This window comes from Anaerofustis sp., from assembly GCF_019420015.1.
GTDB lineage: Bacteria > Bacillota > Clostridia > Eubacteriales > Anaerofustaceae > Anaerofustis.
Map to the genome: position 1 here is coordinate 1 of NZ_JAHZIA010000042.1, position 15,811 is coordinate 15,811.

Annotated in this window: 15 protein-coding genes and 3 tRNA genes; 11 read left to right on the top strand and 7 right to left on the bottom strand. The window is 32.7% G+C overall.

The window, feature by feature from the left end:
* Positions 1-61 precede the first annotated feature (61 nt).
* The 4 genes from QZ357_RS07395 to QZ357_RS07410 all read right to left on the bottom strand — a co-directional run bounded on the left by QZ357_RS07395 (position 62) and on the right by QZ357_RS07410 (position 1,576).
* A tRNA-Phe gene (locus tag QZ357_RS07395) sits at positions 62-137 on the bottom strand.
* Between the two features lie 6 nt (positions 138-143).
* Positions 144-220: transfer RNA gene (locus QZ357_RS07400), tRNA-Asp, on the bottom strand.
* A 24-nt stretch (positions 221-244) separates the two neighbouring features.
* A tRNA-Val gene (locus QZ357_RS07405) sits at positions 245-320 on the bottom strand.
* Positions 321-406: 86 nt separating this feature from the next.
* Positions 407-1,576, bottom strand: a complete 1,170-nt coding sequence (locus QZ357_RS07410; protein ID WP_290774064.1) for a polysaccharide deacetylase family protein — start codon at positions 1,574-1,576, stop codon at positions 407-409.
* A gap of 361 nt (positions 1,577-1,937) precedes the next feature.
* Between QZ357_RS07410 and QZ357_RS07415 the strand changes: the two genes are divergently transcribed.
* From QZ357_RS07415 to QZ357_RS07440, 6 genes are all read left to right on the top strand, one after another.
* The gene (locus QZ357_RS07415) at positions 1,938-3,266 is read left to right on the top strand and encodes a RuBisCO large subunit C-terminal-like domain-containing protein (RefSeq protein ID WP_290774067.1); all 1,329 of its coding nucleotides are present in this window, start codon (positions 1,938-1,940) and stop codon (positions 3,264-3,266) included.
* Between the two features lie 139 nt (positions 3,267-3,405).
* Positions 3,406-4,512: a hypothetical protein gene (locus QZ357_RS07420; RefSeq protein ID WP_290774069.1), complete on the top strand. Its 1,107-nt coding sequence runs from the start codon at positions 3,406-3,408 to the stop codon at positions 4,510-4,512.
* Positions 4,513-4,593: 81 nt separating this feature from the next.
* On the top strand, positions 4,594-4,908 hold the full coding sequence (gene ylxM / locus QZ357_RS07425) for a YlxM family DNA-binding protein (protein WP_290774072.1): 315 nt from the start codon (positions 4,594-4,596) through the stop codon (positions 4,906-4,908).
* A gap of 14 nt (positions 4,909-4,922) precedes the next feature.
* Positions 4,923-6,245, top strand: coding sequence for a signal recognition particle protein (gene ffh, locus QZ357_RS07430; RefSeq protein WP_290774075.1), 1,323 nt, complete (start codon positions 4,923-4,925; stop codon positions 6,243-6,245).
* Positions 6,246-6,315: 70 nt separating this feature from the next.
* Entirely contained in the window at positions 6,316-6,558 is a 243-nt protein-coding gene (gene rpsP / locus QZ357_RS07435) for a 30S ribosomal protein S16 (protein WP_290774077.1), read from the top strand.
* A 12-nt stretch (positions 6,559-6,570) separates the two neighbouring features.
* Complete coding sequence (locus QZ357_RS07440) at positions 6,571-6,801, top strand: KH domain-containing protein (RefSeq protein ID WP_290774079.1); 231 nt, start codon at positions 6,571-6,573, stop codon at positions 6,799-6,801.
* Between the two features lie 20 nt (positions 6,802-6,821).
* Here the strand turns inward: QZ357_RS07440 and QZ357_RS07445 are convergent, their stop codons facing one another.
* Complete coding sequence (locus tag QZ357_RS07445; RefSeq protein WP_290774082.1) at positions 6,822-7,202, bottom strand: DUF4186 domain-containing protein; 381 nt, start codon at positions 7,200-7,202, stop codon at positions 6,822-6,824.
* 157 nt (positions 7,203-7,359) lie between these two features.
* Here QZ357_RS07445 and QZ357_RS07450 point away from each other — a divergent pair, with 157 nt between their 5' ends.
* Positions 7,360-7,740 carry a VOC family protein gene (locus QZ357_RS07450; RefSeq protein ID WP_290774085.1) on the top strand — a complete coding sequence of 127 codons (381 nt, stop codon included), beginning with the start codon at positions 7,360-7,362 and terminating at the stop codon, positions 7,738-7,740.
* Between the two features lie 43 nt (positions 7,741-7,783).
* Here QZ357_RS07450 and QZ357_RS07455 read toward each other — a convergent pair whose 3' ends face one another.
* Both QZ357_RS07455 and QZ357_RS07460 read right to left on the bottom strand, forming a co-directional pair.
* Positions 7,784-8,536, bottom strand: coding sequence for a hypothetical protein (locus tag QZ357_RS07455; protein ID WP_290774088.1), 753 nt, complete (start codon positions 8,534-8,536; stop codon positions 7,784-7,786).
* A 9-nt stretch (positions 8,537-8,545) separates the two neighbouring features.
* Positions 8,546-9,895, bottom strand: a complete 1,350-nt coding sequence (locus QZ357_RS07460) for a Mur ligase family protein (protein WP_290774091.1) — start codon at positions 9,893-9,895, stop codon at positions 8,546-8,548.
* A gap of 512 nt (positions 9,896-10,407) precedes the next feature.
* Here QZ357_RS07460 and QZ357_RS07465 point away from each other — a divergent pair.
* The 4 genes from QZ357_RS07465 to QZ357_RS07480 form a co-directional block, all read left to right on the top strand.
* Entirely contained in the window at positions 10,408-12,933 is a 2,526-nt protein-coding gene (locus QZ357_RS07465) for a MucBP domain-containing protein (RefSeq protein WP_290774094.1), read from the top strand.
* A gap of 207 nt (positions 12,934-13,140) precedes the next feature.
* Positions 13,141-13,404 (top strand): 30S ribosomal protein S15, encoded by a 264-nt coding sequence (gene rpsO, locus QZ357_RS07470; RefSeq protein ID WP_290774099.1) that lies wholly within the window; start codon positions 13,141-13,143, stop codon positions 13,402-13,404.
* Positions 13,405-13,462: 58 nt separating this feature from the next.
* Complete coding sequence (gene pnp / locus QZ357_RS07475; protein ID WP_290774096.1) at positions 13,463-15,592, top strand: polyribonucleotide nucleotidyltransferase; 2,130 nt, start codon at positions 13,463-13,465, stop codon at positions 15,590-15,592.
* Positions 15,593-15,665: 73 nt separating this feature from the next.
* Positions 15,666-15,811, top strand: a 146-nt coding sequence (locus QZ357_RS07480) for an undecaprenyl-diphosphate phosphatase (RefSeq protein WP_290774102.1), incomplete at its 3' end; no start/stop codon positions are given.

Genomic DNA, 15,811 nt, shown 5'->3' on the forward strand with positions numbered 1-15,811 from the left:
GAACTCGCGACCCTCGCCTTGGCAAGGCGATGCTCTACCACTGAGCCACTTTCGCTTAAAATGGTGCCCAAGGGCGGGATCGAACCACCGACACGAGGATTTTCAGTCCTCTGCTCTACCGACTGAGCTACCTGGGCATAAAATGGCGACTCGGAAGGGACTCGAACCCTCGACCTCTAGCGTGACAGGCTAGCATTCTAACCAGCTGAACTACCGAGCCGCAATGAAGTATTAAATTTTTAAATGGTGGTCGCAATAGGGCTCGAACCTATGACCCCCTGCTTGTAAGGCAGGTGCTCTCCCAGCTGAGCTATGCGACCACTCTCAGTGCTGATTTATTATATAATAACACTGAGTTTATGTCAAGTAATATTTGGTATTTTTTTATAAAATTTTAAATATATATTTATTCTACGGGTTTAAATGTTTTGGGGTCGTAATATACCGTCTTGAAACTTTTTGTTTTGGTTTGATTTATTTTGTTTTTATAGTTTTTTGGTATGGTTAAAACTCTTTTGTCTCCGTCGGATATATATTTTTCTCTTGGATGTTTTTTATAATAATCGAAAAACCAGTACATATCCATATGCTGTCCGTTGCTTGCTATAGTTCTGCTTATGAAATACGGGTCGAAATCTTTTTTTATCGGGTTTGTAAAATATGGTGGTTCCGGCGCTGCTAAAACGGCACTTTGTATGTTATAGGATATTCCTTTGTATTCTCCTGCTTTTACTGATTGCATATTTCCTTTTTGCGGTTTGCTTCCGTAAGGGTAGGCGAGAAATACCGTTTTATCTTTATCGGTATGTTTGTATATTATATTGTTTACCTTTCCGATTTCGGATGTTATTTCACTTTTACTTAAGTTGTTCATATCATAATGGTTATATGTGTGGTTTCCTATTTCGTATCCCAGATTTTTTAATACTCTGAACTTATCCTCATAATTCCCCATTGATTTGTTATCATAATAAGCATCATAATCAAAAGGGTTATTTGTTACGTAAAGGACTCCTCCCGTGCCGAAGTCGGGATGTTCTGCTTTAAATTCTTCCAATATTCCTATAAGAGTATCGTTGTTCACCACGAGTTTTCCTTCTTTGTTTTTTATAAGAGAATAGCAACTTCTAAGTCCGTCATCAAAAGTAAGAAGCACAGGAGTTTTCCCTGTCGGGATATCAATGTCGTTGCTTAGATATTCTTTCATTGAAATAAGAACGTAATTGTTTTTATACATATATTCCAGATCTTCTCTAAATTCTTTTTTGTTTCTGTGCCAAGGATAGTGTTTTGCTTTATCGTCTATACTGTGATACATTATGATCAATATATCGCCGGCCTCGTTTGGCTTGATTTTTTTATAATCGATTTGTGTATTTTTTGTTTTTTGCTTTGTTTGTATTTCATTTTCTGTATTGATAAGGGCAGAAAAATAATTTATATTCATAAAAATCACTGTTGTGATTCCCATTATTAATGCCGCTATGATTATATAATAGCGGTTCTTTTTTAAGAAATATTTACATTTGGAACTCTTTGAGGTGTATTCATCATTATGTTTATTTTGTTTTTTCAACTTATGTTTTCCTCTCTTCGGGTTTTCATATTTATAATATATGTTACAGTGTTTCAAATATTAAAACTATCTTATTATTTTAAATATGCTTACATTTTCCTAGGAAGCTATAATAACACTAATTTTAATAATTTTATATACTTTTTTGCAATCTTGTATAAAAACCGATATTATTCTGTTTATTTAAAATTTATTCGTGGATTTTATAAATATTTAATATAAAAAATGAATTAAACAGTTGACAAAACATAATTACCATGTTAATATAAAACCATAAAGACAGGATGATGTTTGAAGGACATCGGTCTTTATTTAAAGGGTAGACGGTTAAACATTATTAAGTTTTAGGAGGATTTTTAAAATGAAACAAAAGTATAACCCAATGATGTTCCAATGTAGCGAAAGTTTGGATATGAGCAAACATATAGTAGCTACGTATTATATGAGAGGTAAAGGAAACGACGTTATGAGTTTGGACCTTGCTAAATTCGCGGAAGCAATAGCTGCGGAACAGGCAACAGGTACATGGATTGACGTTCCTTTCGAAACTGATGATATTGTTGAAAGACATGCTGCTAAAGTTATAGGTATATATGAAACACCTGCTTATGATAGAGAACTTCCTGACGGAATTCAATACAGAGATATGATAGTTAGACTTGCTTTTCCATGGGAAAATATAGGAACTAACTTCCCAATGATTTTCACGACTGCAATCGGTAATATTTCTGCTGCAAGATTAAAACTTGTAGATTTGGAATTCCCTAAAGAATATACAGACCATTTCCAAGGTCCTAAATTTGGTATCCAAGGAGTAAGAGATCTTCTTGATATTCCTGAAAGACCTCTTACATGTGCAATGATTAAACCTGATACAGGATGGACTCCTGAACAAGGTGGTATAATGGCATATGATGCATATCTTGGCGGTATCGACGTAATTAAAGATGATGAACTTCTTGTTGCCGATCCTGCATGGTGTCCTATCGAAAAAAGAGTTAAAGCCATAACAGAAGCAGGTCTTAGAGCTTATGAAGAAACAGGTGAAAAGAAACTTTATACAACAAACTTAACAGAAGATAGTTTCAAAATTAAAGATTTGGCTTACAGAGCTATAGATGCCGGAGCAAATGCTTTAATGATTAACACATATACTGCCGGTTTCTCTGCACTTAGACAATTGGCAGAAGATCCTAATATTCAAGTGCCTATTATGTCTCACCCAGATTATGCTGCTGCACAGTCATACTCTCCTGACACTGGTGTTGCAGTAGCACTTCTTTGGGGTAAACTTGTAAGACTTGCCGGAGCTGATATGGCAATTACAACTAACTACTATGGAAAGATTCCTGTACTTAGAGACTCTTACTTAAGAACTTGCAGAGATCTTAAGATGAAATTCCATGATATTAAAGATTGTCTTCCAGCACCAAGCGGCGGAATGTATCAAGGTGTTGTTCCTGATACTATCTATGAAGTTGGTACTGATGTTATGATTGCTGCAGGCGGAGCCGTTCACGGACATAGAAACGGTGCTGTAGCAGGGGCAAGATCTCTAAGACAAGCTATTGACGGAGCAATGGCAGGTATTCCTTTAAAAGAATATGCAAAAGACAAACCTGATCTTCAAATCGCTCTTGATGATTGGGGATGCGGTGAAAAAGAAGACTTATTCGATATGAAGAAATAGTCTGAATCGCTAAAAAAATAAGCATAAAGAATTATATATGTTTACCTCATAAAATTATAATTATTTACCCCCAACTGGTGTTGGGGGTTTTTGTGTTAAAATGTAATTATAAATATAAAAAATAAAAGAGGTATGCTTAATGGAGAAAGATTACTTAATAAAAATAATAAAAAATAATCGAAATAAGGTTGGAGAAAATATTGCTTATATAAATAAAGAAGGATGCACTTTTAAAAGTTATATTGATGGGTATAAAGAAGCTGTTGATATTTTGTACAAACAAATTTATAAAAATAACAATTATAATATTTATAAAAAAGATACGGTTGTTTTTCCTATTTGTTTTATGTATAGACACATTGTAGAGTTATATATTAAAAGAATATATATTATTGAAAAATTACATCTTAGTATATGTAGTAGTGATAATAATGATTTGCAAGAAGATAATATAGAAAAAGGAAAATATGAAATTAAAGAGTTTATCGAAAATGTTGGTCATGATTTAAAGCTTAGTTGGAATAGAGTAAAAGAAATAATAGAAGAAAATTTTTCCAATAATATAATAGTAAAATTTAAAAATAACGAAATTGATTTTTGTTTTATTGATGAATGTATTAAAGAGTTAAATTCTTTTGATACCGGTTCTTTTAAAAATAGATACCCGATAAATAAAGAAGTAATTAGAACATATTGTAATGATAATGAAAGTATATGGATAGATATAAAATTTTTATATGATAATATAGGAAAATTATATAAAGAATTTGATAAAATTATATATGTAATAGAAGAATATGATTTTAATGATATTGATGGAGACTTTATAAAACAATTTGATAGAGGATATAAAAATGTTAAAACTGATATAGAAAAATTTATTAGCTTTTTAGAAGAAAACAACATAAAAGAAAATAGTAAAAAAGTATTTAATAAAAATGAAGATGAATCTTCATATGTAGACTTTGTAGACATTGATTGTGAAGAAAGTAAAGGCTTAGAATATTTTTGGAGAAATGAAATTTCAGAAGAAAGTCTATCAATGATAAATTTTTTATATAATCTAGGTAAAGAATGTGAAAAATATGAAGAGAAATTTCTAGATATATCAAAAAATTATTTTAAAAAGATTCTAAGTTTACAAAAAGATGTGTTTGAAAATTATAAGGATAGTAAAGAACTTTGTATAAAAGAAGATTATTATTTAAAATATGTAACAAAAGCTAAATATTATATTGATAGGTAATAAAAGATATTGTCAAGTAAAAAGCCTTGACAATATCTTTTTACTTTGATATAATTCTTTAGTCAGTATAAGGAGAGTAGTATGGAAAAGTATTTTATGATGTCGTATTTAATAGATATATATGCATCTCTTCTTACTGAGAAACAGGTTAAAGTACTTGAATATTATTATAATGACGATATTTCATTGAGTGAGATTGCTGGTATTTTGAATATTTCCAGACAAGGGGTACATGATACTTTAAAAAGAGCCGAAAAAATTGTTTTGGAATATGATGAAAAACTGGAATTGCTTAAGAAATATGAACAAAACATTAAAATGCTTGAAAAAGCGGAAGCTTTGATTGATAATAAAGAGGCATTATCTTTGATAGAAAAGGTAAAAGAAAACCTGTAAGGGAGGTGCTTTGATTGTTTGAAGCTTTGGGAGATAAGTTGCAAGAGACTTTTAAGAGATTAAGAGGAAAAGGCAAGCTTACGGAAAAGGATATAGATGCGGCGCTCAGAGAAATAAGGATGTCGCTTTTGGAAGCGGATGTAAACTATAAAGTAGTAAAAACATTCGCAAATAATTTAAAAGAAAAATGTATGGGCGAAGAGGTTTTAAAATCTTTAACCCCGGGACAACAGGTTGTTAAAATAGTAAACAACGAATTGGTAGAACTTCTCGGAGGAGAGAGCCGAGAGATTAATATTGCCGATAATCCTCCTACCGTTATTATGGTAGTGGGTGTTCAAGGGAGCGGTAAGACTACCAGTATCGGAAAAATGGGAAACTATTTTAAAAACAAAAAAAATAAAAAAGTAGTTTTTGTTGCCTGCGATATTCACAGAGCGGCGGCTGTGGATCAGCTTAAAGTTCTTGGTGAAAATCTTGATATAGAAGTATTTTCTCTTGAAAATAAGGATGCCGGCAAGATTGCCAAAAAAGGTGTCGAATACGGAAAGAAAAAAGGTGCTGACATTGTTATTGTCGATACTGCGGGAAGACAGCATGTAGACAGTGAGATGATGGAAGAAGCGGTTAAAGTAAAGAAAGCCGTTAAACCCGATGAAACTTTATTTGTAATAGACTCTTTAATGGGGCAACAGGCTGTGGATGCCGCAAAAGCTTTTGATGAAAGTTTAGAGATTACAGGTTTTATTCTTTCTAAATTGGATTCGGATGCAAGAGGCGGGGCTGCTTTAAGCGTTACTTATATAACAAAGAAGCCTATTAAGTTTTCTGCTTTCGGAGAGAAAATGGAAGACTTTGAACCTTTCCATCCGGACAGAGTTGCATCCAGAATACTCGGAATGGGAGATGTTTTATCTCTTATAGAAAAAGCCGAAACCATATATAACGAGGAAGAAGCCAAAAAGATGGAAGAAAAGATGAGAAAAAATTCTTTCACCTTGGAAGATTTCCTTGATCAGATGGAAAGCATGAATAAAATGGGAGGAATAGAAGGGATTCTATCAATGCTCCCGGGAGCCGGAAAGCTTAAAAATATGGCTATAAATGAGAAGGATTTAATAAGGCAAAAGGCCATTATTCAGTCTATGACCATAAAAGAAAGGCAGAATCCGAATATAATAAATGCCAGCAGAAGAAAGAGAATTGCTGCGGGCAGCGGAACAAGAGTAAGTGATGTCAATAAATTATTGACAGGTTTTGAACAAAGTAAAAAAATGATGAAACAATTGAATTCGGGAAAAATGAGATTCCCGGGGATGAAGTTTCCGTTTATGTAAATTCAGTTAAAAAGAAATTTAATTTCTTTAAAATATAAAAATTATAATTATAGATATAAGGAGAAAAAACATGGCAGTAAAAATCAGATTAAAAAGAATGGGTTCTAAAAAACAACCTTATTACAGAATCGTAGTAGCAGACGAAAGAACAGCAAGAGACGGTAAGAGCATAGATTTAATAGGTCACTACAAACCAGTTGGAGAAAAAAGCGTTGAAATAAATGCAGAAAAAGCTCAAGAATGGTTAAATAAAGGAGCTAAACCAACCGATACGGTTGCAAGATTATTCAAACAAAACGGTATTGTAAAATAATAGGAGACCGATATGGTTGAACTAATAGAAACAATCGCAAAGGCTTTGGTGGATAACCCTCAAGAAGTTTGTGTAAAGCAAATCGAAAAGGAACACCTTACGGTGTTAAAATTAAAAGTAGCCAAAGAAGATATGGGTAAAGTGATAGGTAAACAAGGCAGAATTGCCAAGGCTATCAGAAATGTCTTAAAAGCTGCTGCAATCAAAGCCGACAAAAGAGTTGTATTGGATATTGAAGAATAAAAATAAAAAACCTCAGACGTTTATCGTTTGAGGTTTTTATTATATTCAATGTTTATCCACTTCATTATTATATTTACAATGTAGTCCTGTTCCTTTTTACTTAGCATTCTGTCTTTTTCTATGTGATGCCATTTGCATAAACATTTTCTGCAGCAGGTTGCCGTAGCATGTTGTGCAATAAATACGGGATGATTTTTTGTCGGGGTTTGTTTTCCGTCATTTGATATAATCTTTGGGGCAAGTCTTTTTTCTATAAAGTCATGGGCGTGCTTTTCTATTGTTTTGATTCCTTTCTTATTTATGTATTCGATGTCCTTTTGTTTCAGAGAAAAGCTGCTTCTGAATTTTGATTTTGATAACTCTTTTAATTTCTTTTCCAATATGTCATTTGTTTTATTCATATTTTTTCTCTCTTTTAGCTCTTTTTATTTATTATAACAGGAGCATTAATGATTTTTAACGGTCTTATATAAATTTTTTGTCTATATTATTGTTGTAATATGTGTATAAACTTTTTTATTGTGATATAATATTAAAATAAGTTAGGAGGACGAAATTATGAATTTTAGATTCGGTCATACAAGCATAAGAGTATTTGATTTGGAAAAGAGTTTGGAATTTTATGTTGATACTCTCGGGATGAAAGAGACCAGACGTAAAGATTATCCGGGGGATTTTTGTTTGGTATTTTTGGAAGATGCAAATAAAACCTGTGAGGTTGAGCTTACCTATAACTACGATCCTAAGAAGCCCTATGAGATAGGCAACGGCTTTGCACATCTTGCTTTTTATGTTGAAAACCTGGAAGAAGCTCATAAAGAGCTTGCTAAAAAAGGTTATGAAGTAACAGATTTTTATGGGTTAAAGGGAAATAAACCAAATTATTTCTTTGTTACGGATCCTGACGGGTATGATATTGAAATAATAAGAGAAAAATAAATACATCTGTTATTATAAAAAAAGAGCTTTTTTAAAGCTCTTTTTATTTTACAGGTTCTTTTTTACTTATAAAGTCTTTTATAGTTTCTTTTGATGCTTCTTCTATAGAAAAATCGATATTTTCGTTTTTTATGTCAATTCCTTTTTTGTCTGCAATATCTTTTAAAACTTCTTTTGTCATCCATGGGTTTTTGATAAATACCGGGCCCAAAGCATTTGTATATATAAGATTGTTTTTTCTTGCACCTTCTTTGTGATGTTCGTCATTTCCAAAGCCGTAATTTATTTCTCCGAAAGGTTTTGTGTCATTATCATTAAATACAGTGTTTATTGAATTTATTTGACATGAAATGATTTCCATTTCTTTGTTGTTTATTTTGGTGTTGAAAGTCAAATCGTCTCCGTATATCCATGTTCTTTCTTTTGCAGTCATGTCAAATATATTGAGTCCGTGCTTTATTTCTCCGTTTTCAAATTCGATGTCTTTTGCAAAAACAGCTCCTGTTGTTCCTATTGCAAAAAGATATTTGCCGTTATCTATATATTTTTTTAACTCTTCTCTTTGTTCGGTGAATGTGTTTACTATTGTATCCATTACTTTAAGTTCTCCCGGAGATAAGAGTATTATATCGAATTTGTCAAAGTTTATTTTTTCATTTGGGCTGTCGATTCTTTCCGTTACCAGTTCTATACCCATTTCTTTTGCGATTTTTTCAAATGCAAGTACATTTCCTCTGTCTCCGTGAAGATTTAATATATCGGGATATAGGTAAGCTAAATAAATTTTATTTTCCATTTTTCTCTCCTATAAATTGTTTTTCTTTACATAATTTTTAATGCCTATAAATGTTTCAAGCCATGTTATCAAGTATACGTTTTTACATTCCGCTTTGTCCACTTCTTCTAATATTTGTTCAATATTGTCTGTATTCAATATTGAAATCTTATCTTTGTTTACTCCTTCGTAAATAAATCTGTTCGCAGTATCGTAGCATACATATTCCGAGAAGGCTATATATTTCTTTATGTTTGAATTTACTAAAGGTGTAAAATTACAATCGTAAGAATAGAATGTATTTGTATAGTGAGGTGGCTCGTCTTTGATTATGCAAAGTCCCAAAATAAATGTCTTTTTGTTTTTGTCGTTTGCCACTATGTCTATTGCTGATTGCAAAGTTTCGGGGTTTTCTTGTTTTATTCTTATATATTTAAGTTCTTTGTCTTTATATTTAATTGTTTCTATTCTTCCGCCTATGTTTATGAATGTGTTGAAAGAATGTTGCATTTCTTCCTTGGTAAGTCCCAAGGTACTTCCAAGGGCGATAACCAATGCATAGTTGTACATCATAAACGGAACATTGTAAGGCATTTTGAATGTTGTGTTGTCATATGTGAAAGTTGCGTTTTCAAAGTCCACGTTTTTGAGTTGGTATACAGGATTTTCTTCACTCTTGAAACCGCAGTTTGTACAGTTGAAATTTCCTACATTGTCTACATTGTAATAGTTGAAGTTTATTTTATGATTACATTTCGGACAAGGCATTGTAACAGCAAGTCTGCTTTCGTCTGTAACAGACCTTTGGTTTTTATCCACACTGTAATAAGTTATATTATCCGCAAAATCTTCGAAGGATTTACTTCTTGGTTCTTCGTTATTTAAGTATAGATGCATATCTTTTGTTACGACATCTTTGATTTTTCTGTAGATAAAATCAGGATCTGCGTTTCTGTGTACTTGGTCTTTTTGAAGATTTGTTATGACCAAATGCTTTGCCGGTATTACTTTGTGTATATTTTTAAGAGATCTTTCGTCTATCTCAAATACAAAGTATTCCGGTTTTACTTTTCCTGTAATGGTAGAATTTTTTATCAGTGTTGTTGTTATTCCGGCTATTAAGTTTGCTCCTTCCAAGTTTGAAGCAACACTGTATTTGTTTGATTTCAGAACATGGTGTATCAAATTGGTTGTGGTCGATTTTCCGTTTGTTCCAGTTACGAAAATGACTTTATTGTAATCAATATTTTTAAATCCGAGAGGGAAGTTTTTGTTAAGTTTTAATGCTATTTTCCCCGGAAGATCGGTTCCTCTGGTTTTATCTATAATATTTATAAGAAATATTATTAATTTGGATATAATCATATCAATATAAAACATATGCTGTACCTCTTCTTTATTATTTATCATTTATCATAGTAAATTATTGTATCATAATGAGGGAAAAAAGTATAGTGCTATTATGTCGTAATAGTATTAAATACGGTAATATTTTAGGTGTTTTGTATATTTAGGATATGAAAACGGATATAAAAAATACTTATTATTTGACTTTATATTGGGCTAATCTACCGGATGGTATTTATTTATAATAAAATTATCAGAAAATTGGGAAATAGAATTTTTAGTAAAAAAATGTATACTTTTTGTAACAATATAAAACAATCCTTTTTATTATTATATATGTAATATTTTTATAAGAAAAAAACTAAAACAGAACATTGACTTGAATTTGATATATTATATCAAACTTGTTACAAAAAGTATATTTTTTGATTGAAAAATATTAAATCAGAATAAAAAATTGAAATGAAAAAATACATTTCATAAATTATAGCCACATAAGATTTTCTTATGTGAAATATTTTATACGTAAGAATGAGGAGAATATAATGAAGAAATTATTATCGTTTATGCTGATATCATTTATTTGTGTAAGCATGTTAATTGTACCCAATGTTGTAAAGGCAGCTTCTCTTGATGCTGAAGAAATATTTAAAACATGGGTTAATTTCCCCGGGGAACATTTAGGATCCGGTTATGCAGCAGGTTGGAGTTATGTTAAGGAAAGTGATGAACTTAGAACTACTGCAAACGTTGGGTTTACGGGATATTACGATCCTTACATAAGAAATTTTACAACCGGTAAATTTACATGTGATATTTTAAATAAAGATAGTGATCCTTTAGGATTTGTATGGGGGCTAAAAAAGGGAAGTAAAAACGGTCAGGATACATATTCTTTTTATGAGTATGAAGAATGTGGAGATAATATGTGGAGCATTTCATATGTGAGTGAATGGATTCCTGCCAAAGATTCTGGATCTCATAGGGGACCGGTATATCATGGTACTATCAGTGCAGGGGACGGGCAATATCATCATAATGGTGGTAATGGTAGTATAGGATTTGCAACCGGTAATGTTTTGGCTTACGGTTCGTTACCGGCAGATGGTTTGAAAGGTGTAAAGCATAAGGTTATCATTGAAGTTGAAAAAAGTAAAGTAAAAGTATATATAAACAATAAGCTTTTAAAAGAAGTAGCTGCTACGGTTCAAGGTGGTAGTTTTGGCCCTTGCACAGCAAGTAACTCAAATGCTCATTTTTCTGGATTAACAATGGAAGCTGCTGCTGATAATGCTGCAATAAGTGCTGGGTTTAATTATAAATTAGATGGTCAAATTGTTAATGTTGCAAAGGTTGGTGATGATGTTCAAGTTGAAGACACATCAAAAGTCGAATCACCTGCTACTATTATTAAAAGAGAGTGGATTGTAACTCTTGATGGCAACGAAATATACAGAGGAAGCACTCCATATAAAGATTATGGTAAAAAAGCAGGTAAATACGAAACTACGCTTAACATAGAAAGTAGTCAAGGTATTACTGCTACAACGAAAGGCATTTTGCATGTAATTAATGAAAGTAACTCTGTTGTTGCTATGTATGTTGATGAGAATGGTAAAAAGATAAGTGAAGACATAGTATATAAGGGAGAAAAGGGAGATAAATATAAGACATCATCGCTAGAAATAAAAGGATATGAGCTTGTAAAAGTAGAAGGAAAAGAAGAAGGGGTATTTGATAATACACCACAAGTTGTAGAATATATATATAGACCCGTTAAAGAGGAAGTAGTGGAGAACGGAACGGTAACGGCAAAATATGTAGATGAAAGTAACAACCCTATACATAATGATATAGTTTATACAGGTCATGTAGGAGATGATTATGCCACATCGGAACTTATTATTCCGGGATATGAGCTTCTCAGAGTTGATGGAAACAAAGAAGGTAAATATATTAAAGGTGATATAACGGTAACGTATGTATATAAGAAAATAAGTCCGTTGCCTGATGATAAGACTGCAGGAAGTGTAGTTGTAAGTTACAAAGATACTAACGGACTTACGATTAAAGAAGATACTATACTTAACGGAAATATAGGGGATGCTTTTAAAACGACAAAAGTTGACATTCCCGGATACAAGTTGGTAAAGACAGAAGGTAAAGAAGAAGGGGTTTTTGAGGAAAATGTACAGGAAGTTGTATATATATATGAACCTTTAGACGCAGAGGATGGAAGCAGTGTCGTAGCCAGATATGTGGATGAAAATGGAAATACTCTTAAAAATGATATAATTTTAAACGGCGACTTGGGAGATGACTACGAAACTCATAAAGAAAATATTTCAGGATATATTCTTATAAGAGTTGAGGGTGAAGAAAAAGGCGAGTTTGAAGAAGATGTAAAAGTAGTAAAATATATATATAAGAAAATATCAGGTACAAATGTAGATGTAGATGGAGACGGTAAACCGGATATAAATATAGATACAGACGGAGACGGGTTACCTGATATAAACGTAGACACAAACGGAGACGGTAAACCGGATATAAACGTAGATACTGACAATACCGGAGTATGGAAGCCAAGTGGACAAGGTGGAAATGGTGATAATATATGGAAACCTGATACAAACTTGGATACAGACGGAGACGGTAAAGCAGATATTGAACACGGATACAGACCGGGATATGATTTCGACAAAGACGGAGTGGACGATAATTGGAAACCGGATATCAATGTAAAACCTGACGGTAATCGCCCCGGATATGACACCGGAAACCCTAATATTAATGTAGATACAAACGGAGATGGTAAACCGGATATAAACATAGATACAGACGGGGATGGAGTACCCGATGTAAATATCGATACAAATGGAGATGGGATTGCCGATAAAAATTTAATAGGTAATAGTGAAAGCAGTAAAATAAAGTCTGATAGTGAAAATGGTGATTTAGGTAGTGTAAAAACAGGAGATGATAATAATATTCATTTCTACGGAATAATAATCTGCGTTTCGTTATTAGGTATATTTATTACAATCAGAAAGATGAAATTTATAAAATAAAAGAAAACGGATAAAGACAGAACTACATCTGTCTTTATTTATTTAAAATATGATTAAATGGGCATATTCTAGGTGAAATATACTTTACAAGGTTTATTATTTATGCTATAATTTTTAAGCTATATACCTACGACTTAGTTTATGGATACTCCAACCTTATGCTAGGTTATAGGCGAATAAAATAAACGGAGGAGACTAATAATGTCAATTACAAAAGAAAAAAAACAAGAAGTTATAAGCAAATATCAAAAACATGATAAGGATACAGGTTCTCCTGAAATCCAAATTGCTATTTTAACAAGCAGAATCAATACTTTAAACGAACATTTTAAGAAAAATCCTAAAGATCATCACTCAAGAAGAGGTCTTTTAATGATGGTTGGTAAAAGAAGAAGACTTTTGGATTATGTTGCTAAAAAAGATATTGAAAAATACAGAGAAATTGTTAAAGAACTTAACTTAAGAAAATAATTTAGCATTTAAAAGGCGGAGTTTTTCGCCTTTTTATAATATGGAGGAAAAATTTTAGATGAAGAAAGTGTTTAAGACGGATTTCTTAGGCAGAGAATTGAGCGTTGAAGTCGGCGAATTGGCACAAATGGCCAATGGCAGTGTGTTTATTTCTTACGGAGATACACAAATTTTGGTTAACGCATGTATGGCTAAGGAAGCAAAAGAGGGAATTGACTTTTTCCCGTTAAGTGTATTTTATGAAGAAAAAATGTATGCGGTAGGCAAAATCCCTGGAGGATTTTTAAAGAGGGAAGGTAAAGCGAGTGAAAAGGCTACTCTTACCTGCAGACTTATAGATAGACCTTTAAGACCTTTATTTGACAAAGGCTTTAGAAACGAAGTTCAAGTTGTGGCTACGGTAATGGGTGTGGAACAGGATAACTCTCCTGAAATCACAAGTATTTTGGGTGCATCTCTTGCTCTTGGAATTTCGGATATACCTTTTGACGGACCTGTGGGCGCTGTTCAAGTAGGTCTTATCGATGGAAAGCTTGTATATAATCCAACAAGTGAAGAGAGAGAAAAGAGCGATTTAAGCTTAACCGTTGCCGGTACAAGCGAAGCTGTTTTGATGGTTGAAGCCGGTGCGAATGAAGTTAGCGAAGAAGTTATGATTGACGCCATTATGGGTGCTCATGAACATATTAAAGAAATTATAAAATTCCAAGAAGAGATTATTAATGAAGTTGGGGTTGAAAAAGCAAAGCTTCCTTACTACAGACCAAGCGAAGAAATAAAAGAAAAAATTTATGAAGAAGCAAAAAAAGGTTTCAGAGAAGCTTACAATATTCATGAAAAACAAGCCAGAGAAGACAGAGTAGAAGAAGTAAAGGCTGAAATAAAAGAAAAGTATCTGGGAGATTATCCCGACAATGAACTTGATTTTAATGAAATCTTTACAAAAATATTAAAACAGATTGTAAGAGATATGATAACCAACGAAGGTATCAGACCTGATGGGAGAAAGGTTGATGAAATAAGACCTATTACCTGTGAAGTCGGCAAGGTAAGAAGAGCTCATGGTTCAGGACTTTTTACCAGAGGTCAAACTCAGGTTATGTCTATGGTTACTCTTGGTGCGATAAGAGATGAGCAGATTATTGACGGAATAGGTGAAGAGACTTCGAAGAAATATATTCATCATTATAATTTCCCTGCGTATTCGGTAGGGGAAACAGGACCGATGAGAGGTCCGGGAAGAAGAGAAATAGGACACGGTGCTTTGGCTGAAAGAGCGCTTATGCCTATGATTCCTTCACAGGATGTATTCCCTTATACAATAAGAGTAGTGTCTGAAGTTCTAGCTTCAAACGGTTCAACTTCGCAGGCAAGTGTATGCGGTTCTACATTATCTCTTATGGATGCAGGGGTTCCTATTAAAGCACCTGTTGCAGGAATCGCCATGGGTCTTATAAAAGAAGAAAATAAGGTTTCTGTTCTTTCTGATATTCAAGGTGTTGAAGATTTTTACGGTGATATGGACTTTAAAGTTGCCGGTACAAGAGACGGTATAACCGCTATACAAATGGATATTAAAATAAAAGGAATAGACAAAGCAATCTTAACGGAAGCATTGTCCAGAGCTAAAAAAGGCAGATTCCATATTCTTGATAAGATGAGCACTGCAATTGAAACTCCTAGAGCTGATGTAAGTAAATATGCTCCAAAAATTATTACATTAAAGATCGAAGAGGATAAGATAAAAGATGTAATAGGTCCAAGCGGAAAAATGATTAATAAAATCATAGATGCAACAGGTGTTAAAATTGATATTCTTGAAGATGGACAAACTTATGTGAGTGCCGTTGATTTGGATGATGCAAGAAAAGCTGTTCAAATGATTGAAGATATAACAAGAGAAGTTGAAGAAGGTGACACTTATGTGGGTAAAGTTGTTAGAATAATGGATTTCGGTGCATTTGTTGAAATTCCTGGAGGAAAAGAAGGACTTATTCACATTTCAAAAATAGCTCATGAGAGAGTAAATAAAGTAACCGATGTATTAAACGTAGGTGATGAAGTTCACGTTAAAGTCATCGAAATAGATAAGCAAGGAAGAATAAACCTTTCAAGAAAGGCTTTGCTTCCAAAACCAAAAAAAGAAGACAAAAAAGACGATAAAGAAAAGTCGGAAGTTAATGAATAAATTATTAAAAGCGAGGTTTTAACTTCGCTTTTAAATCATATAAATATTATTGAATTAATTTACGGAGGATATTATGACCACAATTCAAGCTATAATTCTTGGGATTATTCAAGGTCTTACAGAATTTTTGCCCGTAAGTAGTTCCGGACATCTTGTAATACTCCAAAACTTTATGGGAATTACAGAAGGAAGTTTGGAGTTTACCATAGTGCTTCATCT